Here is a 21,447-nt window from a genome sequence, read left to right as displayed (position 1 = left end):
TTCTCTTAATTTAACAGGAGGCTTTTTTGTTTTTTAAGATAACATTAATCTTCCTTATTCATTTAAATATGATAAAATCTAAGGACGGTTTTTCAATTTCTGATACGTCAATCAAATCTTATTTAAACTACGTTAAATGTTCTGGAAACACCATTGATGTCCATTTCATTAAATTATCATTGTTTATATGTACACGATGATTCTTTCTAAAGTAGTACTCAACTAGTTTGAGTTACAAAAAACATTCTATAAATCATAATTGATCCCTTTAAAGTCACGAAACCTATATAAAAATTTATCTGACCGATATTTCGTCCTTCTCCCCTGCTATAAACGTATTAAATAAAATAATACCCTCGTCGGTATTCTCCTTTAAATATATAACTCCTAATTCACCATTTAATACAGAAAGAATTAAATATAACTTTCATACAAACTGGTTAAGGCAACTTCTCATCCCTATTCCCCTGAATTCCCCAACCTTGTTGATCCCCTTAAGGGAAAACTAAATGTAAAACAAATTCATCGACTTTTTCTTTAAAAAACCATTCACATTTTTACGTTTAAGCAGCATTCTCCTTTTTACAGGAAAGAATCATTCCGTCTGAACATTACGATATACATATAGTATCCGAATGATATGGCGAAGGGCGGAGGTTATAGTGAAAACGAGTATTATTGTTCTGACTTATAATCAATTAGCTTTAACAAAACAATGCTTGGAGAGCATATGGAAGCATACGAATAATGACTGTATAGAAGTAATTGTTATAGATAACGGCTCTCATGACGGTACACGTGACTACCTCAAACAGATAACTTCAATTAAGGCGATTTTTAATAAGACGAACGAAGGCTTCGCAAAAGCCTGTAATCAGGGCCTTGAAGTTGCCTCAGGGGACAATATTCTTTTTTTAAACAATGATACTATTGTAACAAATCAATGGCTAGAGCCAATGATCAAGCTGCTTTATCAGGATGATAAAATCGGCATGGTCGGGCCTGTAAGCAATTATGTCAGCGGTCCGCAGCAAGTTCCCGTTAACTACACAAACGTTGAAGAAATTGAAGATTTTTCTCGTCTTTACTGTTTGCAGCAGCGAGGCAGATCAAAAGCTGTATTGAGGCTGGTCGGATTTTGCCTGCTTGTCAAAAAGAAGGTGTTGGATGAAGTCGGCGGTTTTGATGAACGTTTTGTAGGCGGTTCATTTGAGGATGATGATTTAAGCCTCCGCGTACTGCAAGCGGGGTATCAGCTAAAAATCGCTCTTGATTCGTTTGTCCACCATCACGGTCATGCCACGTTTACAGGCAATCCAGATTTAAGCATCAGTCAATTATATGAAGAAAACCGGCAACGCTTCATCGATAAATGGAAGGTGGATGTAACAACATTCTTTGACTCCCAGCCCCAGCTGACAGCACTTGTGCCAGCGGAAGCCGACTCTATCTTACATATCGGTTGCGGCACGGGAGCTGCGGGGACAGAGCTTTTGAACCGGCAATCCTGTTTATTGTATGGGATTGAAAAGGATGAGTTATTACAGACCATTGCAAGCCCCTATTACGAACAAGTCATTTCGGCAGATGTGGAAACATGCGACCTCCCTTACCCTGAGTCCTTTTTCGATGTCATTTTGATCGGTGACCTTTTAAACTGCTCAAAAAATCCCAGACATACAATTGAGACTCTTGCCGTTTATCTAAAGCCTTCTGGCTCGCTGATTTGCAGCATCCCAAATACTGCCTATGCAGATACATTTTTCTCTTTATTATGTGGGGCATCGACGTACACACATTTCATCACACCTCGCAACGTAAATACCCTATTTCCTGAATACCTTTATGACATAAAATCCATCACCTCCCATTCCTCCGATACTGAATCAAACATACAGCTCTTTTTACAAGAACTTCAATTCCTTGCCGGGCAATTTGGTTTGTCTTTGGATCACTTGTCAAAACATGCCCATATTGATTACATGTTTGTCCATGCCATAAAGAAAAAACAGAATAAAACGGAGGTGGCGATGTGATTTCAATCAGTTTATGCATGATTGTAAAAAATGAAGAGGCTGTTATTGGCCGATGCTTAGATTCTGTGCAGGAGATAGCTGATGACATCAATATTGTGGATACCGGGTCAGTTGACAAGACGAAAGACATTGCTGCTCGCTATACAGACCGAATCTTTGATTTTAAATGGATTGACGATTTTGCGGCAGCCCGAAATTTTTCGTTTCAGCAGGCGACATCCGACTATATCTTATGGCTTGACGCCGACGACGTGTTTACCAAGAAAGATCAAGAGCTGTTATTGGATTTAAAAAGAACGCTTGATCCGGATATAGACGCGGTCTCAATGAAATACCATTTGGCTTTTGATGAAGAAAATAACGTCACATCCAGCTTAAGGAGATACCGGCTCGTAAAACGGGAAAAGAGCTTTAAATGGATCGGCGCGGTTCATGAATACCTAGAAGTATATGGGAAACTTCACCACAGTGATGCAGCGGTTTCTCACCTGCCACTTAGTCATGACGCAGATCGCAACCTCCGAATTTATGAAAAAATGGCCTCGTCAGGAAAGGATTTTTCTCCAAGAGATTTATTTTACTATGCGAACGAGTTGTGTGATCACGGAAAAATGGAGCAAGCGATTGAGTACTATTTACGTTTTTTACAAACGAAGCAGGGATGGGTAGAGGATAATATCAGAGCGTGCAATAAATTAGCAGACTGCTACCATTCACTGGGGCTGAAGGAAAAAGAATTAAGCTGGGTGCTCCACACGCTCGTCTATGGACCGCCTAGAGCAGAAACCTGCTGCAGGCTGGGATACTCTTTTTTAGAAAAAAACGATTTTCAAAGTGCGGTCTATTGGTATGAAAAAGCAATAGAAAACAAAGGAGCAGAAAACCTGGCTTTTCAAAACCGCGCCTGCGCGACCTGGCTTCCCCACCTGCAATTAGCCGTCTGCTACGATAAACTCGGCCAGCATCAGCTTGCCTATCAGCATAATGAATCGGCATTGCAATACCGTCCCCATGATTCAAGAATGCTAGCCAACAAAAAATATTTTGAAGATATTCTAAAGATGCAGACCGGCTCCGGGAGTGAACATCATGGAAATCAATAAAAATTCACTTGCTGATTCTATGAAAGAGTATGAGTTAAAAGATAAAGAGTATTACAAAGGCATCAACTGGCAGCTATTTGATCTGATAGAACCGCATGCGAAAACCATTCTTGAAGTCGGATGTGCTGAAGGCTTGTTTGGCGCAGCTGTGAAGGAAAAAACGAATTGCTCCTATTATGGGATCGAGTCTTATCCACCAGCTGCCGAAAAAGCAACACATTATATTGACGAAGTAATAACGGGAGACATTGAAACACTGAAGCTGCCTTTTCAAAAAAACACATTTGATCACATTATCTTCGGTGATGTTCTGGAGCACTTAATAGACCCGTGGGCAGTTTTAGGTAACATCAAGCCTTACGTAAAAGAAACAGGGAGTATCTTGGCAAGCATCCCGAATATCGGACATATCTCGATTTTCGAAAGTCTGCTGTCCGGCAAATGGACGTATATACAGGCAGGGCTGCTCGATAAAACACACTTCCGTTTTTTCACCTTGGAGGAAATGAAAAAGATGTTTCATGAAACAGGCTACAAGATCAACCAAATCGAGCCTATTGTTTTTACGACTCATTATTATGAAAAAATGATCAGCAAACTTGCTTATGTCAGATCATGCATGGGAATTCACCATGCAGATCTTGAGGAGGAGGCCAGAGCCTATCAATATGTCATAAAGGCAGAGAAAAGATGAATCAGCATACAAACGAAAATTCAATTAGCTTCATTACATGTGTGAATGACGATACCCTTTATGATCTCTGTCTAAGACATATTCAGTCTCTTTCTGTACCGCCGCATATGAAGGTAAAATTAATCAATATCCGAGACGCAGACAGTATGGCGTCCGGCTACCAGGCGGCAATGGAGGACTCTGACTCAAAATATAAAGTGTATTTACATCAGGACACATTTATCATCAATCGTTCCTTCATTTATGATATTCTCCATGTCTTTCAGCACAATGATCAGCTTGGCATGATAGGCGTTATAGGAGCTGAAGAAGTGCCGCAAAGCGGGATTTGGTGGGAGGCTTCTAAAAAAGCCGGAAAAGTCATTGAATACCGCAGTACGTACAACTATTTATTATTTGATGAAATTGATGAAACTGTGAAAGCAGTTCAAGCATTAGACGGTTTATTACTGGCGACTCAGTACGATGTTCCATGGCGAAAAGATATTTTTAACGGATGGCATTTATATGATACTTCTCAATGTTTTGAGTTCAGAAAAAAAGGATATATAGTGGGCATCCCTCATCAGAAAGAGCCTTGGGTCTTACATGCATGCGGCAACGAGTTTGATACAGACCAGTATTCTTATTACCTTAAAAAATTTTTGGAGGAATATTCCGAGACATGATAAGGTTTCAATACCACGACAAAGAAACCTACTGTTTAAAAGTAGGTTTCTTGTTTCATATGCTTGAATTTTTTTAAAAAAGTGATTTTTTAATTCTCTATTATTAAGGGAACCTAATAGCATTTATATCTAGGTTTAGTGCGCTGCTGCCACTCACATTACTTACTGTTGTGAAGATTATCCTAATCTCATAAGAAGTCGTGCCTGTGACCGTTGTAGCATCTACATACGTTGTAGCAATTGGAAATCTTGACGTAATTGCAGCGCTGATATTTCTTTGGACGGAGCGTGTATCTACTAATACTCCGTTTCTATAAATTCTGGTTTGAAAAGTAAAGTTTGAGTTAGCTGTCGTTGTAACATCTACAGAAATGGCAAGGTCTAATTTTATTAATTGTCCTGCGACTGTTGGCACACTTAAAGTACCAATCGACGTTTCAGTACCGTTAATAGCAAGCGGAATGGGGCCTGCTACCTCACTGTAAAACAGCTGTGGATTTGCCCCGGTTGAACCGGTTGGTCCTGTTGGTCCTGTTGCACCTGTTACTCCTGTGGCTCCGGTTGACCCAGTTACTCCCGTTGCTCCGGTTGCTCCGGTTGATCCTGTTGATCCTGTTGGACCGGTTGCGCCAGTTACTCCGGTTGCGCCAGTTACTCCGGTTGCGCCAGTTGCTCCGGTTGATCCGGTTACTCCTGTTGCTCCGGTTACTCCGGTTGATCCAGTTGGACCGGTTACTCCGGTTGATCCTGTTGATCCTGTTGATCCTGTTGCTCCGGTTACTCCTGTTGCTCCTGTTGCTCCGGTTACTCCGGTTGATCCAGTGGCTCCGGTTGGTCCTGTTGATCCTGTTGATCCGGTTGATCCTGTTGACCCTGTTGATCCTGTTACTCCAGTTGATCCAGTTGATCCAGTTGATCCGGTTGATCCAGTTGATCCGGTTGATCCTGTTAATCCTGTTGCTCCGGTTGACCCAGTTACTCCCGTTGCTCCGGTTGCACCAGTTGCTCCTGTCGCACCAGTTTCTCCGGTTGGTCCTGTTAATCCTGTTTCTCCAGTTGCTCCGGTTACTCCCGTTGCACCAGTTGGCCCTGTTACACCTGTTAATCCAGTGGCTCCAGTTGCTCCAGTTGGACCGGTTACTCCTGTTGCTCCAGTGGCTCCGGTTGCACCAGTGGCTCCGGTTGGTCCCTGTTGGACCTGTTTCTCCGGTTGATCCTGTTACTCCTGTTGGACCTGTTTCTCCGGTTGATCCTGTTACTCCTGTTGATCCAGTTTCTCCGGTTGATCCGGTTGCGCCAGTTTCTCCGGTTGCACCTGTTACTCCTGTTGGACCGGTTGATCCTGTTTCTCCCGTTACTCCCGTTGCTCCGGTTGATCCCGTTACTCCCGTTACTCCTGTTGCTCCGGTTGCACCTGTTACTCCAGTGGCTCCAGTTGCACCTGTTACTCCAGTGGCTCCAGTTGCACCTGTTACTCCAGTGGCTCCGGCTGCACCAGTTAATCCTGTTGCTCCGGTTGACCCAGTTACTCCCGTTGCTCCGGTTGCACCAGTTGCTCCTGTCGCACCAGTTTCTCCGGTTGGTCCCTGTTAATCCTGTTTCTCCAGTTGCTCCGGTTACTCCCGTTGCACCAGTTGGTCCTGTTACACCTGTTAATCCAGTGGCTCCAGTTGCTCCAGTTGACCGGTTACTCCTGTTGCTCCAGTGGCTCCGGTTGCACCTGTTACTCCAGTGGCTCCAGTTGCACCTGTTACTCCAGTGGCTCCGGTTGCACCAGTTGATCCAGTGGCTCCGGTTGCACCAGTTGATCCAGTGGCTCCGGTTGCACCAGTTGATCCAGTGGCTCCGGTTGCACCAGTTGATCCCGTCGCACCAGTTTCTCCTGTCGCACCAGTGGCTCCGGTTACTCCCGTTGATCCTGTTACTCCAGTTGATCCAGTTGATCCGGTTGATCCGGTTGCGCCAGTTTCTCCGGTTGCACCTGTTACTCCTGTTGCTCCAGTGGCTCCGGTTGGTCCTGTTGACCCTGTTGATCCTGTTACTCCAGTTGATCCAGTTGATCCGGTTGATCCTGTTAATCCTGTTGCTCCGGTTGACCCAGTTACTCCCGTTGCTCCGGTTGATCCTGCTGCTCCGGTGGCTCCGGTTACTCCCGTTGCTCCGGTTGATCCGGTTGCACCAGTGGCTCCGGTTGGTCCATGTTGGACCTGTTTCTCCGGTTGATCCTGTTACTCCTGTTGGACCTGTTTCTCCGGTTGATCCTGTTACTCCTGTTGATCCAGTTTCTCCGGTTGATCCGGTTGCGCCAGTTTCTCCGGTTGCACCTGTTACTCCTGTTGCTCCAGTGGCTCCGGTTGATCCCTGTTGATCCTGTTGATCCTGTTGACCCTGTTGATCCTGTTACTCCTGTTGATCCAGTTGATCCGGTTGATCCTGTTAATCCTGTTGCTCCGGTTGACCCAGTTACTCCCGTTTCTCCGGTTGCGCCAGTTGCACCAGTTACTCCTGTTTCTCCTGTTGATCCTGTTGCACCAGTTGCCCCTGTTACTCCTGTGGCTCCTGTTGATCCTGTTGATCCAGTTTCTCCTGTTGACCGGTTGGTCCGGTTGCTCCCGTTGCACCAGTTGCCCCTGTTACTCCCGTTACTCCAGTTGACCGGTTGATCCTGTTACTCCAGTTGCGCCAGTTGCTCCCGTTGCACCAGTTGCTCCTGTTGTTCCTGTGGCTCCTGTTACTCCGGTTGGCTCCAGTTACGCCAGTTTCTCCCGTTACTCCAGTTGCGCCTGTTGCACCAGTTACTCCTGTTGCTCCGGTTGCGCCTGTTGCACCAGTTGCACCAGTTACTCCTGTTTCTCCTGTTGATCCTGTTGCACCAGTTGCCCCTGTTACTCCTGTGGCTCCTGTTGATCCTGTTGATCCAGTTTCTCCTGTTGACCGGTTGGTCCGGTTGCTCCGGTTGCACCAGTTGCCCCTGTTACTCCCGTTACTCCAGTTTCTCCGGTTGATCCTGTTACTCCCGTTACTCCTGTTGATCCTGTTACTCCCGTTGCTCCAGTTTCTCCGGTTGCCCAGTTACGCCAGTTTCTCCCGTTGATCCGGTTGATCCGGTTGCACCAGTTGCCCCTGTTACTCCAGTTGATCCAGTTGATCCGGTTGATCCTGTTACTCCGGTTGCGCCAGTTGCTCCCGTTGCACCAGTTTCTCCTGTTGTTCCTGTGGCTCCTGTTACTCCGGTTGGCCCAGTTACGCCAGTTTCTCCCGTTACTCCAGTTGCGCCTGTTGCTCCGGTTGATCCTGTTACTCCCGTTGCTCCAGTTGCTCCGGTTGATCCGGTTGCTCCGGTTGATCCGGTTGATCCTGTTTCTCCTGTGGCTCCAGTTGGACCGGTTACTCCTGTTGATCCGGTTGCTCCAGTTGACCGGTTACTCCTGTTGATCCGGTTGCTCCAGTTGGACCGGTTACTCCTGTTGATCCGGTTGATCCTGTTGATCCTGTTTCTCCTGTTTCTCCTGTTGGACCGGTTGGTCCCTGTATCTCCAGTTGCTCCGGTTGGCCAGTTACGCCAGTTTCTCCCGTTACTCCAGTTGGACCGGTTGATCCTGTTACTCCCGTTACTCCTGTTACTCCTGTTGATCCTGTTACTCCCGTTGCTCCAGTTTCTCCGGTTGATCCGGTTGCTCCGGTTGCACCAGTTGCCCCTGTTACTCCTGTGGCTCCTGTTGATCCTGTTGCTCCAGTTTCTCCTGTTGGACCGGTTGCTCCGGTTGCTCCCGTTGCACCAGTTGCCCCTGTTACTCCCGTTACTCCAGTTTCTCCCGTTACTCCAGTTGGACCGGTTGATCCTGTTACTCCGGTTGCGCCAGTTGCTCCCGTTGCACCAGTTTCTCCTGTTGTTCCTGTGGCTCCTGTTGATCCTGTTGATCCAGTTTCTCCCGTTACTCCTGTTGGACCGGTTACTCCCGTTACTCCTGTTTCTCCCGTTACTCCGGTTGCGCCTGTTTCTCCGGTTGATCCTGTTACTCCCGTTGATCCTGTTGCTCCGGTTGCTCCAGTTGACCGGTTACTCCTGTTTCTCCGGTCGCGCCAGTGGCTCCAGTGGATCCTGTTGCGCCTGTTACTCCTGTTGATCCTGTTGCTCCCGTTGGACCGGTTGCGCCTGTATCTCCAGTTGCACCTGTTACTCCAGTTACTCCCGTTACTCCAGTTAATCCTGTTACACCTGTTACTCCTGTGGCTCCTGTTGCACCAGTTGCCCCGGTTGATCCTGTTGCTCCCGTTACTCCTGTTGCACCAGTTGCCCCTGTTACTCCCGTTGCACCTGTTGCTCCCGTTGCACCTGTTGCTCCGGTTGCTCCTGTTGATCCCGTTGGACCGGTTGCGCCTGTATCTCCAGTTGCACCTGTTACTCCAGTTACTCCCGTTACTCCAGTTAATCCTGTTACACCTGTTACTCCTGTGGCTCCTGTTGCACCAGTTACTCCTGTTGATCCTGTTGATCCTGTTGATCCTGTTGCTCCCGTTGCTCCGGTGGCTCCTGTTGATCCGGTTGCTCCCGTTACTCCTGTTGCACCAGTTGCCCCGGTTGATCCTGTTGATCCCGTTACTCCGGTTGCACCAGTTGCCCCTGTTACTCCCGTTGCACCTGTTGATCCCGTTGCACCTGTTGCTCCTGTTGCTCCCGTTGCTCCTGTTGATCCCGTTGCCCCCGTTGCTCCTGTTGCTCCTGTTGATCCTGTTGATCCGGTTGCTCCCGTTGCTCCTGTTGCTCCTGTTGATCCCGTTGCACCTGTTGCTCCTGTTGATCCCGTTGCACCTGTTGCTCCTGTTGATCCCGTTGCACCTGTTGCTCCTGTTGATCCCGTTGCACCTGTTGCTCCTGTTGATCCCGTTGCACCTGTTGCTCCTGTTGATCCCGTTGCACCTGTTGGTCCCGTTGCACCTGTTGGTCCAGTCGGTCCAATTCCCCCAGCAGACTCTATTAAAGAAACATCATCAATTAGAACAGACCCAAAAGTAGTTTTGCTTATTACCACTACTGCGTTTACTGCTTCAGCGGGGGTTTCAATTGTTCTATATATTTCATTCCATGTATTAAATGAGACATTTGGCAAATTTCCGGAAGCAATGATAATTTCCTGTCCGCCTTCAATCTCTTCGCCTTCACTGTTAACAAATAAAATTTGTATAGTTACTTGGGGACTTGAATTGTTTCCAATTCTCCCAAGCGAAACGATGAATATCAGAGATTGTCCAGAAACGACAGGCACGATCTGCCCTAAAAAAGCATACGGCTGGTTACTGAAAAACTGTGCGGAATATCTTCCAGAATGGGCAAAAGTATTAATAACGGACGTATTTGCAGAAGCCCAGCCCGTCAGATTGCCTGTTTCAAAACCTCCATTTACAATCACATCATTCACTCAACTTCATTCCCTACCTTTTTGAATAGTTCCAGCTATTATATGCAGGAAAAATGCCATCGGTCTTTCACTTCGCTAGCTGAAATAAAAAAAAGATGAATGCCCCGAATCACTTTTTCTCCCAGACACTGTAAAGACCGGTACATGGAACCTGAAAAGAAGAAGCAGTAAATTAGCTTCTTAGACGGCCGAGAGAATGAAGTTTGGACTTGATTTAAAGACAGAAAAAGCTTTTCGGGAATTTGCAATGCGATTGAGGATTTCACATATCCTAGATTGAGAAGCGGACGCTAATGAAGAAGTTTTATCAGACTAAGAAAGAGCAACTCAAAGTCAAAAAAACGTTTTATAAAAGCTGCTGGCAAGGGTACCAACAGATTAGCTACTATTATCACAAGATTGCTATTTTATTTATTTAATTAAAGTTGCGCCTAACAAATCTTTGCTTGTCCCATTTCTTATATATTGGTGACTAGGAGATATCATAGTTCTTTCCCCTATTAAACGGGACATTAAGGTTTTTCTCTCTGGATTATCAAATGGATATAATTTTAAGTATAGACATAGTTATCACTAAACCTGAAAACAAATACTTAAACATTCATTTGGATTTTTAAATCTTTTGCAAGCGTTTTGGAGCCTAATAGCCCTTTTAAATATTTCAATTCCTTTGACAAATTCACTTTTTTATCCTTAAGATATTTATTCAATGATGTTATTCAGAATGTCTTTCATCGTTTTCTTTTGTTCAGACATAATGAATTTTGATTTTGTGTAATCGTTAGCCAGCTCATGTTTTAAAAATGACTCTTCTATGTAAGTATCTTACATCTTTGCATCTACAAGTTTTGCAAAAATGATGCTTAAGAAAGCAATTTCCATGTCAATCCGATCGATCCATTGATCTGTAATGCCGGCATGATCATGATAAAATGCTTTAATGTTGTCTGCACCCTTCCCGGAAAAGTAATTCTTAAACGCTTTTCTTAGCTTCATCAGTTGATTGAAAGCTCTTTGCGGCTTTCTTTTTTATTTCTCGAATTGTTTGTCATTGAGCAAAAATATTAGCGTCTCTTCAATTTCTTTTTCTAAATCATTATTATTTAAATCGAATAATGTTCCACAACCCGCCTTTATATCCACCGTAGTAATACCACAAATCCGTTGTGAAACAGTCTAATTCTTCATCACAGACTATTGCAGGTTGATAGTAATTAATTGCTATTTGTGAACGGTATTCTTTTTCAAAACATCTCTCAGCTGTAAAATCATTTAGCACATCTCCATCTATGTCTCTACAAACTTTGATGCTGAGATTTGGTTTATCCTGAGCTTCAAAAACACCTGCATACTTATTCTGCAGCTTTTTCGATACTACTTCCCCCAGGCTCTCCAACTCAAATATTACTTGCTTTAATTCTTGATTTATATCCTTTTCTGGAATCTGTATATAACCCTCATCGAGTGGACTTTGATTTTTCTGTTTCTTGAGTAATTGACTAAAAGCTTTCCACACAGTATTGTCCTCCTATGATAGCTTCTTTAGACGTGCCTCTATGAAAATGGTCATTTGGTGATCAGCTTCACGAAATGTCTCAGCAAATGTTTCAATTCCGGTATCCTAGAAACATGGCGTTCGATAATCATGCCCACGGAAGCCCCAGCTGTGTGGACCAGTTGCAAGCATAAGCATTCTGCGATTCATTACCGACCTTGTCAAAGAAATACTAAATAAAAAAAGAACCTTTATTTTACCATTGGCTTACTTTTGAAAATTTATAAATTATTATTATATTGAAAAGTGTTGGTATGATGTATACAAGACCAGTTCCAAGTAGACCTATTACTGAACTAGCAATTAATAATATGCTGAAGACTGGTTTATTATTTGTCTGGATTGAAGCAAGCATGGTTATAATTCCCGCCAAAGCACCTAAAAACCATAAATTCCCCAAAGTGTAAGAGTCATCTATAACCGCAAACAGTTGAGCCAGTACAGAAAAAACCGCTCCTAATCCCCCGGAGAAGATAGTCAATTTTTTCATAGAAATCTCCTTTTTGAAAATTGATTTAGATTTCAACGTAATTATGGATTCATTTGGTTATGATGTCAATGATAAACATCTACCTTACTCATCTTATTATTGCTGGTAGAAGTATTGAACAATGGAATTATCACAGAGTTTGTCGAATTATTTATGCGTATTGCTTTCCTTAAGCATAAAATTATTTTCCTACTTGAAAATTTAGTACATAGTTTTATTAGTGACATATAAAAGCGACCTGCTTTTAGCAGTGCCACTCCATAATTTATTACCTATTAACATAAAAATACCCCCGACACCAATAGTGCCAAGGGATTGAGAGATTAATACTGAGACATATACTGTTCGCGTTCCCAAGGATTACTTGCGTTCTAAACATGATTCTTTAGATAAAAGAGCTAATCTATAACAATCAAAACCCTTACTTATCAAGCGTTTCAGCAAATTCATTCGTTTAGATTTGTAATACATTAAGTATGATTAGTTAATTTTTTTGGTCAAATTTTGGTCTTAATTTTGGTCAAAAGCATGTTTTATGAATAATATGCTTACTACCTAGGAGGGAGTCTACAACCCTTCAAAAACCTTTGATTTAATAAGGTTCTTATCTATTATGGTGCAAAATTTGTGCAAAAAGATTGCATTTTGACTAAACTATAGTGTTTTAAAAGCACCATAATTTAACAGCCTTATTAGAAAGCTCTTTTGACCGTTTTTCCACTTCTTGAAATTTAAACTCTGATAACTCACTTATTTTTTTTGTTATTTGGATATTTGACTTTTTATACTCTTTGACCTTTTCTTCAAAAGGATTATTAGAGGCTATAATATTTAAAGATTTAGCAATGAGTGTAAGATTTCCAATCACGTTAACGTATTCTTTATGCATTTCTTTAGCATTCGATCCTAAATACTCTTCCCAATCCCCAAACTCTTCTTTTGCTTTTTTTGTAGTGATTTTTTGAGGAATAATGTGCTCTAGGTGAAGATCATGCCCATAACTTAAAGTATATTCACCTTGGTCTTTAATTAAATCATATTCAAAACCCTCAAGAACATACTTAGCTCTATTCTCATTTCCTTTAAAGCTATATTTTGAAAATTTTTCTCTAAATTCATTGTCAGACGGTAAGTCTTTCAAAAGTCGTTCTTTAACACTGCTTATAATTCCCTCATCTTCTACACTAACTAAACGAGCAAAAATTGTATCAAGCTCACCTGTTCTATATTCACATACATGTCTTCTAAGCATAAAAGTCTCAATTATTTTTAATATTTCTATTTTTTTAGCATCTTCTATTTTCCTCTCAAATAAGTTGAGTAGAAAAATATAAGAAGGGAACGATTTTATCTTTGTTAGGTTTTTCAAGTGTCTGTTTATGCCTTTATTCAAAAATGATTGATTTCTTATTTGTCCATATATTTTAGAAGCATCACGTAGTTTTTTTGCGAAATCTATAATGGAGACTTTTTGTTCAGTCTCACTTTCTTCATGTATCTGGCTGTCTAAGTCCTCATCATCATCTTCAACGTATTCTTCATACTGACTATATTCATTTAGACTCTCTGCTTCAATCACACTTTTAAAATAATATTTTTTGAATTCTTCAATGATATTCGAGCCTGTTATTTTTCTTCTTAATATACTGGAAAGATATTGCCTAAAGAAATCGTCAGTTTTAATACCGTCCAGATTAGTTATTAACTCTGTCCAATATCCTTTCACTCTCTCTAATGTTTCATCACAAATTAATGAAGAATGCCCAAGAAGAAAATTTTTAATTATATCTGTTGGGCTAAGACTTAGACCGCGATTATTTATAGTTTCAAATAGCTTGTAGGCGTCTTTAGCATTTGCTACATCTAATCGTATTGTATATGTATTGTTTACTAAATTATAATGAAACTCTAATAACTCAGTTAAAGAAAAAGTATTAAACTTTTCTAAAAAGAAATTATACGCTTCAACAAATTTCTTATTTTTTATAGAATCTAAATCGTATTTGCTCATTAACTTTTCATAATCTGGATTATCTAAATCACCTAATATTACTTTGCGTTTTAACTTTCGATCGATACCTTTACAATATAATAATGCTTCGATTTCTTTATGGACTTCTTTTTCCTGTAATTCGTTAAATTTATCAGAAAGAGCCTTTAATAGAATAGTTATTGTTGTTGTCCTTTGCTGCCCATCAACGAGTTCTAACTTGTTAATTCCAGCAGTATGCTCCTTAGTCAAACAAAGAATAGTACCTAACAAATGTGAATCGCCCTGATTTAGTAACTGTATATCAAGAAACAAATCCATCCATTGTTTTTCTCCCCATGAATATCTTCTTTGATAAGCTGGAATTATAAATTGTTCACTACCACCCATTAATTGATTAATGCTCAAAGTTGTTGGAGTTATCTTCATCATTTCCTCCTGAGTTAATATTATTAGTTTTATAATTAAATATGTTGTCTAATTAATTATATCAGGACTATTTATTTATATGAAATTTTTGAGTATATTTAAATAACAAATTGTTCTAGTTCAAATTGAGTATTTTATCGATTTATAAACATTCAGGGTTTTTCTTAAATATTTCTATCTTCTTGAGAAGATCGCAAGAAAGGATATGATCATGAAGGTATTTGAAGCCAAAACACTACTTTCAGAAGCTGAAAACCGTGCAAAAGAATACAAAGATTTAAAAAGTAAAATGGCCAAATTAAAGAAAGCATTTAAAGCTGTCGCTGATTTAGATGATAGCAAGTTTTCAGGTAAAGGTGCCAATAACATCAAATCATTTTATGAAGATCAGGCCGGCATTGCAGACCAGTGGATTGATCTAATTGAGATGAAAATATCTTTTTTAACGAGTAATCCTGGTATCTTGGAAGACGCCAGCTTATCAGATGCCTACATAGAAGAATCCTTCCTAGAGCATGAGTTGGCCAATGCTAATTCTAAATCCAAAGCCATCATGTCAGAACAGAAAAAGGCCATCAAAGACATCTTAAATGAAATACACGATGTCCTTCCTTTAGATGTTTTTTCAACAGAAGATTTTAAAAATGAGTTATCCTCTGCTGAGAAAAAACGCAAAAATGCAGTCGAGAAGATAAGTGAAGTTGATGGGAATCTGACATCAGAATACGCCCTCTCAGAAGCAAATGAGCAAATGATTCAGGCTGATTACCAAGCACTCATGAACGCTACAGCAAAAGGAAAACGCCTCTCCTATACACTATAATGCAAAAGCTTATAGGGACAGTGAAGTCCACAAGATGACTGAGGATGTAAAAAAACAATCGACTGAGTTATATCTCCTTTAAAGATCAACAGGCCGAACAAAGAAGGATTGCAAAAGAACATGAAGAGTTTGCAAATAGACCATGGTACGAAAAGACGTGGGATGTTGTTTGTAATTTTACAGGGGAAGTCTCCGGATATTATGATTATAAGAGAGCTGCTGATGGCGTCGATCCAGTCACCGGTGAAAAATTAACTGATGGGCAACGGGTGGCGGCTGGCGCAATGGCTGCGGCCGGCTACATCCCTATAGTTGGCTGGGCCGGAAAATTAGCCAAAGGCGGAAAGGCTGTCTACTCAACGAGCAAAGCCATTTATAGGGCAGACAAAGCGCTTGATATCTATAAAACACCTAAGACATTCCCTGCCCTTCAAAACTCCAGTAAAGGACTATACGGTCTTGCGTCAGCGAATGGTTTTAGTGAAGCAATAATCGGACGAGACATGTTCGGAAATAAGGTTTCCGAGGAGAGACGCGAAAACAGCTTTAACAATGCGCTTGCCTCACTTGCTCCAATAGGAATGATTGGTGCAGGTAAAGTGTTAAAAGTAAATTCAGGTGCCGGGAAACCTTCTAACTTGTATAGAGGTGAAAATTTTCCTTATGCAAACAAAAAGACCAAATGGCATCGGTAAATCTTATATATCGCCTGAGACCGGGAACCTCGTACCCGCAAATAAAAGTGGAATGTATAAAGGACGTCAGGTAACTGTAACTGAACATATCCTAGGAGGATATAGAAGAGGCGGAAAGTCTAATAGTCCATATACCAGTTTTACAATTAACAAAAAGATTGCAAAAGGTTATGGGGATTATACAATTGAATTGGACATATCTGCTCTTCGAAAAGCTATACGTTCCGGAGAATTAAAAGGAGTTGCCATCCTGAATCCAAAACAAATTGAGAGCTTATAAAAAATGATACGAAACAGACAGACAATTGGAAAAAGAAAGCTCTCAAATGGACAAATAGAGATACCGAGTATTTTGTTAAAGGCGAGATAAGAAAAGAATATCTCAAGATATTTCCTAAGGAGTGATGCTTATGTTTCTTTATTATCAAGATGAGTGTTTAGGTAAAATAGAAGGGACAACAATAGAGGGTCCTTGGGCTTATGGGAAAATCATTCCTAATGAGAAGATGGAAAAATTCAAAGACTTCTTTAGGGCCGTGGTGGATGAAGATGTTCCCTCTGCAATTGAAAAATTTGACGATGAATTAATAGACGATGATAATTGGTTTATTGTTGATGACAAGCAAAAAAGAGTAGGTATTTCATTGCCAGGTATTTACGAGGATGACAACGAAATAAATTGGAGATGGAGATAAAAAGCACATATTGATTATATAAAGCCCGCCTTATGAGACGGGCTTTTTATTATTTCTTGTTGGTTATACTGTTTTACAGTTGTTGGTTTTAGGCTGTAATAAAATGGTCAGGGCTATACCTGATGCCAGAGATAAAAAATAACCACATAGCATCAAATAGGGGGCGATTTCGTTTTTGAGAAAATAAAGCCCAAAGAGAATAACAGTTGTACCGATAGTAAAATAAATCGGCTTTTTACTTTTGAAAGTCAAACGGTTTGATTGAGTAAACTTTTTGTAGATCAAAGGCAAGCCGGTATAAACCCCTGTGAAAAATGTAAATAAAATAGACCAAAGGAAACCGATTGGCGAAAAATAGTTCTCTGAAAATATTCCGTCGAAAGCCCAATTGCTTAACACAACGAAGCCAAATAGATAAACAAAAGCCATTATGATTTTGACCATGATACCCCTCCCCTACAATCCAATATACACGTGTTATAAGGTTGTTTAAATGGGTAAAACCATTCATTTACTTTTCAATTTTCCCGTTCCTTCGAAGCCTAATACTTAATCAATAGCATCATTTGTTACTTTCGTCTATTTTACCAATATTATACATTACAATAAGATGGTGACGAAAACATTAAGGAGGGATAAAATGAAAAAGTTATTTGTTGGTGTTGTTTTTGCCCTAGCTTTGAGTTTTTCATCTCTGTTTAGTCTTCAAAGTGCAAATGCTGCCGAAAAAGTGGACAAGAATTCTGATCTGATTATTGATAAGGCGATCTTTCACGAGATAACAAAACAAAAAAACTTGAGAACCCTTTCATCTGAGAAAATCCCAACTGTAAAAGAAGTGAATAAGGCTTTAAACAGTATGCATGTTAGCAAGGATCATCCATATCAAGAAATTGATCTCGGTAATGGTTTCACTGTGGAAATGGGCGTCAGTACAGATATGGGAATGGAAAAGATAAAAACACAGGCACCCAAAATAAAACTGCAAGTGGCTATTACGCTGTAAAGTTTACAGGGATAAAATTATATGATATTCGAGTAAGTGACAACTATTCATACGAATATGGAAAGAAAATAACAAAGTGGGAAAGTCCGCCAAGCGCTTCTGCTTCAGGTTTTGCTGGCTGGAATGGTAAAATCACTTCCAAGAAAATTGCAAACATTGATAAAACGGCTAAGGATGCAATCGCCAATTCTGATTACACGTTTGTAAAGTATGGAGGTAACCGCCACGGCCATATGGAATTACGATTCACTGCAACCGGAAACTGGTACACACATCACGTTTCTATTAAATAAGAAAAAGCCCTCTCAATCGGGAAGGGCTTTTTTATTAACGAGCAAACATTGATAAAATGCCAATCCATGCATTGCGGCACACGGATGCTGTATTACTTTTAGAATCAGGTGCAGACATGAAATATATTCAAGAGCGCTTGGGTCATAAAAGTATGATGGTAACCGCCGATGTTTATTCCCATGTAAGTAAAAAACTTGACCAAAACCGAATTAAGAATTACGAGAATTATGTTTCGTCAATTTTAGAGTTAGATTTCTAACTTCAAATATTTTTGGTCATAATTTGGTCATTGACCAAAAATGCTAATTTCTCATTCTATTAATCAAAATCAAAAAATCCCTTGACACCAATAGTGCCAAGGGATTGAAAGATTAATACTGAGACATATACTGTTCGCGTTCCCAAGGATGTACTTGCGTGCGGAACATATCCCATTCGATTTCTTTTGCTTCGATGAAGTGTTCGAATAGGTGCTCGCCCAGCGCTTTGACCATGACTTCGTTTGATTTGAATTCTTCTAGCGCTTCCGCAAGTGTTGCTGGAAGGTCAACGATTCCGTTTTCCATGCGCTCTTCTTTGCTCATCACATAGATGTTGCGGTCGATTGGAGCCGGCGCTTCCAGTTTGTTTTTGATTCCGTCTAATCCTGCAGCAAGCAATACGCTAAGTGCTAGGTATGGGTTTGCAGCTGGGTCTACGCTGCGTACTTCAACACGTGTGCTGATGCCGCGAGAAGCCGGGATACGGATAAGCGGGCTTCTGTTTTGCGCGCTCCATGCTACATAGCAAGGTGCTTCATAGCCAGGAACAAGACGTTTGTATGAGTTTACTGTCGGGTTTGTTACTGCTGTAAAGCTTGTTGCGTGCTTCACGATACCTGCAATGAAGTGTTTCGCTGTTTCACTTAACTGAAGATCTGCGTTTTCGTCAAAGAATGCGTTAACACCATTTTTGAAGAGTGATAGATTGCAGTGCATACCTGAACCGTTCACACCGAACAATGGTTTTGGCATAAATGTTGCATGCAGGCCGTGTTTACGGGCAATTGTTTTAACAACTAGTTTAAATGTTTGGATGTCATCACAAGAGCGGACTGCTCCAGCATATTTAAAGTCGATTTCGTGCTGACCAGGTGCTACTTCGTGGTGAGACGCTTCGATTTCAAAGCCCATCTCTTCAAGCTCAAGTACGATATCGCGGCGGCAGTTTTCTCCTAAATCAGTTGGAGCTAAGTCGAAATATCCGCCTTTGTCGTTTAGTTCAAGCGTTGGCTCGCCTTTTTCGTCCAATTTGAATAAGAAGAATTCAGGCTCAGGTCCAAGGTTAAAATCACTGAAGCCGAGGTCTTCCATTTCTTTCAGAATCCGTTTTAAGTTGTTTCGCGGGTCACCTTCGAAAGGTGTGCCATCCGGATTATAAATATCACAGATGAAACGTGCTACTTTACCTTTTTCAGCTGTCCATGGGAAGATAACAAATGTATTTAGATCTGGATACAGGTACATGTCTGACTCTTCGATACGAACGAATCCCTCAATAGAAGAACCGTCAAACATGACTTTATTATCAAGCGCTTTTCCAAGCTGGCTTACAGGAATCTCAACATTCTTGATTGTTCCAAGAATGTCAGTAAATTGAAGACGGATATACTTCACGTTTTCTTCTTTTACTAATTTTTCGATATCTTCTCTAGTGTACTTTGCCATTTGGTAAAATTCCTCCTCTTAAAAGGTAAATGTATATAGCAAAACAGTTGCTAACGGATTAATGAAAGAAGCGGGACATGTCGCCTTGACGGAATGTATTCCCTCTTTGAAAACGGCCGGCTTGCATGAGCTCGTTTTTCAGGAGCTGTCTCAGTTCGTCATCGGACAGATCATGTTTCATTGGTTTTTTCGTCTTCTCGTTTTGTTTTTGCTCTGGCTCAGCTTCGGCTTTCGCCAGAATCTGTTTAATTCCTGCCATGTTTACACCTTGTTCTATCAGGTGCTTGATTTCTAACAGTTTATCTACATCATGAAATGAAAATAATCGTCTATTCCCTTCACTTCTGGCTGGAAATATCAGTCCATTTTCCTCATAATATCGAATTTGTCTTGCTGATAACTCAGTTAACTGCATGACAATTCCTATTGGAAATAAAGGCATTGAGCGGCGAATATTATCACTCATCTCAATTTCCTCCTTTTCTTAACTTAGTTTCATTATAGGTGATGTTATATTATGTGTCAATACGATGTAAGGATTCTTAACATCAAATCCAGAGAAATTTTTAAAAAATTTAAATTAATTGCTTTTCCATCAATGAATCCACTGCACTGCATATGGCATTCTTCACATGCGAATAGGTTAATCCTCCCTGAACATACGCTACATACGGCGGGCGGATAGGGCCATCAGCTGATAATTCGATGCTTGCTCCTTGAATAAACGTGCCTGCTGCCATAATGACATCATCTTCGTATCCCGGCATGTAGGCTGGATAAGGCGTCACATGAGCATTGATTGGCGATGCGTATTGAATAGCCTGGCAAAAAGCAATCATCTTTTCTCTGTCAGAAAACTCAACGGATTGTATCAAATCCGTTCTTTTCGCATCCCATTTCGGGTTTGAAGTGAAGCCCAGTTTTTCAAGGAATCTCGCTGTAAACACCGCTCCCTTTAAACTTTGAGACACAACGTGAGGCGCCAAAAAGAAGCCTTGGTACATTTCTTGGAGCGAGTAAAGAGATGCCCCCGCTTCTCTGCCGATGCCTGGTGACGTCATACGGTATGAGCAAGCTTCAATCCATTTCGCTTTTCCGACGAGGTAGCCGCCTGTTTTCGCAAGGCCGCCGCCGGGATTTTTAATGAGAGATCCCGCCATCAGATCGGCTCCGACATGGCAAGGCTCAAGCTCTTCCACAAATTCTCCGTAACAGTTGTCCACAAAGACGATCAGGTTTTCATTGATTTCTTTTACAAAACGGATCATTTCTTTTATTTCACTAATTAAGAAAGAAGGGCGATTCGCATATCCTTTTGAGCGCTGAATGCCGATTACTTTTGTCTTCGGATTGATCGCAGCGGCGACTGCATCATAGTCTATCTTTCCGTCTTTCGTCAGATCAACCGCATTATAGCTGATTTGAAAATCCTTTAACGAACCAGCGTTTTCTCCACCCCTGACGCCCACAATTTCCTCGAGTGTATCATACGGCTTGCCCGTGATATAAAGGAGCTCGTCCCCCGGTCTGAGGACACCAAACAAAGCAATCGAGATGGCATGTGTGCCTGAAATGATTTGCGGCCTTACAAGCCCCGCTTCTCCGCCAAACACATCCGCATATATGCTTTCAAGCGTGTCTCTTCCGATATCATCATAGCCGTATCCAGTAGACGGCGTGAAATGAGTGTCGCTTACTTTGTGTTTTCTATAGCTTTGAAGCACTCTCCACTCATTTCGCTCGCTGATTTCTTCTATTTGTTTATGAATGCCGGCAATGTCCGCTTCCACTTCCATTGCCGTTTTCTTCAATAATTCTCCGTGTGTTAATGTGTCAAACATGT

At 41.3% G+C, this 21,447-nt stretch carries 16 protein-coding genes and 5 pseudogenes; 12 read left to right on the top strand and 9 right to left on the bottom strand.

Annotated elements, in window-relative coordinates; translation table 11 throughout:
- Positions 1 to 659 precede the first annotated feature (659 nt).
- The 7 genes from NSQ16_RS09420 to NSQ16_RS09390 all read left to right on the top strand — a co-directional run bounded on the left by NSQ16_RS09420 (position 660) and on the right by NSQ16_RS09390 (position 6,724).
- Complete coding sequence (locus NSQ16_RS09420) at positions 660 to 2,036, top strand: glycosyltransferase (RefSeq protein WP_327837207.1); 1,377 nt, start codon at positions 660 to 662, stop codon at positions 2,034 to 2,036.
- Positions 2,033 to 3,139, top strand: a complete 1,107-nt coding sequence (locus NSQ16_RS09415; RefSeq protein ID WP_230488757.1) for a glycosyltransferase — start codon at positions 2,033 to 2,035, stop codon at positions 3,137 to 3,139. The genes NSQ16_RS09420 and NSQ16_RS09415 overlap by 4 nt, the downstream gene beginning before the upstream one ends.
- Entirely contained in the window at positions 3,126 to 3,833 is a 708-nt protein-coding gene (locus NSQ16_RS09410; protein WP_212059439.1) for a class I SAM-dependent methyltransferase, read from the top strand. Before NSQ16_RS09415 ends, NSQ16_RS09410 begins: the two co-directional genes overlap by 14 nt.
- Positions 3,830 to 4,501: a glycosyltransferase family protein gene (locus tag NSQ16_RS09405; protein WP_128422244.1), complete on the top strand. Its 672-nt coding sequence runs from the start codon at positions 3,830 to 3,832 to the stop codon at positions 4,499 to 4,501. Before NSQ16_RS09410 ends, NSQ16_RS09405 begins: the two co-directional genes overlap by 4 nt.
- A 551-nt stretch (positions 4,502 to 5,052) precedes the next feature.
- Positions 5,053 to 5,715 carry a DUF4573 domain-containing protein gene (locus tag NSQ16_RS09400; protein WP_339232707.1) on the top strand — a complete coding sequence of 221 codons (663 nt, stop codon included), beginning with the start codon at positions 5,053 to 5,055 and terminating at the stop codon, positions 5,713 to 5,715.
- Positions 5,684 to 6,094 (top strand): hypothetical protein, encoded by a 411-nt coding sequence (locus NSQ16_RS09395; protein WP_339232706.1) that lies wholly within the window; start codon positions 5,684 to 5,686, stop codon positions 6,092 to 6,094. The genes NSQ16_RS09400 and NSQ16_RS09395 overlap by 32 nt, the downstream gene beginning before the upstream one ends.
- Positions 6,095 to 6,205: 111 nt before the next feature.
- Positions 6,206 to 6,724, top strand: coding sequence for a hypothetical protein (locus NSQ16_RS09390; RefSeq protein ID WP_339232705.1), 519 nt, complete (start codon positions 6,206 to 6,208; stop codon positions 6,722 to 6,724).
- Here NSQ16_RS09390 and NSQ16_RS09385 read toward each other — a convergent pair.
- From NSQ16_RS09385 to NSQ16_RS09365, 5 genes and pseudogenes are all read right to left on the bottom strand, one after another.
- Positions 6,701 to 9,921, bottom strand: a pseudogene (locus tag NSQ16_RS09385) (NTTRR-F1 domain); the annotation flags it as partial. The gene NSQ16_RS09390 and the pseudogene NSQ16_RS09385 overlap by 24 nt on opposite strands.
- A 711-nt stretch (positions 9,922 to 10,632) precedes the next feature.
- Positions 10,633 to 10,926 (bottom strand): annotated as a pseudogene (locus NSQ16_RS09380) (T7SS effector LXG polymorphic toxin); the annotation flags it as partial.
- Between the two features lie 424 nt (positions 10,927 to 11,350).
- Positions 11,351 to 11,437: pseudogene (locus NSQ16_RS09375) on the bottom strand (hypothetical protein); the annotation flags it as partial.
- A gap of 235 nt (positions 11,438 to 11,672) precedes the next feature.
- Complete coding sequence (locus NSQ16_RS09370) at positions 11,673 to 11,966, bottom strand: hypothetical protein (RefSeq protein WP_015715927.1); 294 nt, start codon at positions 11,964 to 11,966, stop codon at positions 11,673 to 11,675.
- A 664-nt stretch (positions 11,967 to 12,630) separates the two neighbouring features.
- Entirely contained in the window at positions 12,631 to 14,385 is a 1,755-nt protein-coding gene (locus NSQ16_RS09365; RefSeq protein ID WP_164906409.1) for a DUF262 domain-containing protein, read from the bottom strand.
- Positions 14,386 to 14,596: 211 nt separating this feature from the next.
- Here NSQ16_RS09365 and NSQ16_RS09360 point away from each other — a divergent pair.
- The 3 genes and pseudogenes from NSQ16_RS09360 to NSQ16_RS09350 form a co-directional block, all read left to right on the top strand.
- A pseudogene (locus NSQ16_RS09360) lies at positions 14,597 to 15,771 on the top strand (T7SS effector LXG polymorphic toxin); the annotation flags it as partial.
- 100 nt (positions 15,772 to 15,871) lie between these two features.
- Positions 15,872 to 16,183, top strand: a complete 312-nt coding sequence (locus NSQ16_RS09355) for a hypothetical protein (RefSeq protein ID WP_230488484.1) — start codon at positions 15,872 to 15,874, stop codon at positions 16,181 to 16,183.
- 130 nt (positions 16,184 to 16,313) lie between these two features.
- Positions 16,314 to 16,598: a hypothetical protein gene (locus NSQ16_RS09350; protein WP_128480790.1), complete on the top strand. Its 285-nt coding sequence runs from the start codon at positions 16,314 to 16,316 to the stop codon at positions 16,596 to 16,598.
- Between the two features lie 63 nt (positions 16,599 to 16,661).
- Here NSQ16_RS09350 and NSQ16_RS09345 read toward each other — a convergent pair whose 3' ends face one another.
- The gene (locus NSQ16_RS09345; protein WP_133953839.1) at positions 16,662 to 17,042 is read right to left on the bottom strand and encodes a hypothetical protein; all 381 of its coding nucleotides are present in this window, start codon (positions 17,040 to 17,042) and stop codon (positions 16,662 to 16,664) included.
- Between the two features lie 196 nt (positions 17,043 to 17,238).
- On the opposite strand from NSQ16_RS09345, the gene NSQ16_RS09340 reads away from it, so the two are divergent.
- Complete coding sequence (locus NSQ16_RS09340) at positions 17,239 to 17,604, top strand: hypothetical protein (RefSeq protein WP_133953838.1); 366 nt, start codon at positions 17,239 to 17,241, stop codon at positions 17,602 to 17,604.
- 331 nt (positions 17,605 to 17,935) lie between these two features.
- Positions 17,936 to 18,157: pseudogene (locus NSQ16_RS09335) on the top strand (tyrosine-type recombinase/integrase); the annotation flags it as partial.
- Positions 18,158 to 18,269: 112 nt separating this feature from the next.
- Here the strand turns inward: NSQ16_RS09335 and glnA are convergent.
- From glnA to NSQ16_RS09320, 3 genes are all read right to left on the bottom strand, one after another.
- The gene (gene glnA / locus NSQ16_RS09330; RefSeq protein WP_003231737.1) at positions 18,270 to 19,604 is read right to left on the bottom strand and encodes a type I glutamate--ammonia ligase; all 1,335 of its coding nucleotides are present in this window, start codon (positions 19,602 to 19,604) and stop codon (positions 18,270 to 18,272) included.
- Positions 19,605 to 19,662: 58 nt separating this feature from the next.
- Positions 19,663 to 20,070 (bottom strand): transcriptional repressor GlnR, encoded by a 408-nt coding sequence (gene glnR / locus NSQ16_RS09325; RefSeq protein ID WP_003238341.1) that lies wholly within the window; start codon positions 20,068 to 20,070, stop codon positions 19,663 to 19,665.
- 109 nt (positions 20,071 to 20,179) lie between these two features.
- Positions 20,180 to 21,445: an aminotransferase class I/II-fold pyridoxal phosphate-dependent enzyme gene (locus tag NSQ16_RS09320; RefSeq protein WP_230488486.1), complete on the bottom strand. Its 1,266-nt coding sequence runs from the start codon at positions 21,443 to 21,445 to the stop codon at positions 20,180 to 20,182.
- Positions 21,446 to 21,447 lie beyond the last annotated feature (2 nt).

Origin of the sequence: Bacillus sp. PS108 (genome assembly GCF_037963335.1) — a bacterium.
Lineage (GTDB): Bacteria > Bacillota > Bacilli > Bacillales > Bacillaceae > Bacillus > Bacillus subtilis.
This window is presented reverse-complemented; position numbering and strand designations above follow the sequence as displayed.

Excerpts from the sequence above, each read along its gene's own strand:
- NSQ16_RS09410 (WP_212059439.1), top strand. The coding sequence starts at position 3,126 with ATGGAAATCAATAAAAATTCACTTGCTGATTCTATGAAAGAGTATGAG.
- NSQ16_RS09405 (WP_128422244.1), top strand. The coding sequence starts at position 3,830 with ATGAATCAGCATACAAACGAAAATTCAATTAGCTTCATTACATGTGTG.
- NSQ16_RS09370 (WP_015715927.1), bottom strand. The coding sequence starts at position 11,966 with ATGAAAAAATTGACTATCTTCTCCGGGGGATTAGGAGCGGTTTTTTCT.
- NSQ16_RS09365 (WP_164906409.1), bottom strand. The coding sequence starts at position 14,385 with ATGAAGATAACTCCAACAACTTTGAGCATTAATCAATTAATGGGTGGT.
- NSQ16_RS09355 (WP_230488484.1), top strand. The coding sequence starts at position 15,872 with ATGCAAACAAAAAGACCAAATGGCATCGGTAAATCTTATATATCGCCT.
- NSQ16_RS09350 (WP_128480790.1), top strand. The coding sequence starts at position 16,314 with ATGTTTCTTTATTATCAAGATGAGTGTTTAGGTAAAATAGAAGGGACA.
- NSQ16_RS09345 (WP_133953839.1), bottom strand. The coding sequence starts at position 17,042 with ATGGTCAAAATCATAATGGCTTTTGTTTATCTATTTGGCTTCGTTGTG.
- NSQ16_RS09340 (WP_133953838.1), top strand. The coding sequence starts at position 17,239 with ATGAAAAAGTTATTTGTTGGTGTTGTTTTTGCCCTAGCTTTGAGTTTT.
- glnA (WP_003231737.1), bottom strand. The coding sequence starts at position 19,604 with ATGGCAAAGTACACTAGAGAAGATATCGAAAAATTAGTAAAAGAAGAA.
- glnR (WP_003238341.1), bottom strand. The coding sequence starts at position 20,070 with ATGAGTGATAATATTCGCCGCTCAATGCCTTTATTTCCAATAGGAATT.
- NSQ16_RS09320 (WP_230488486.1), bottom strand. The coding sequence starts at position 21,445 with ATGTTTGACACATTAACACACGGAGAATTATTGAAGAAAACGGCAATG.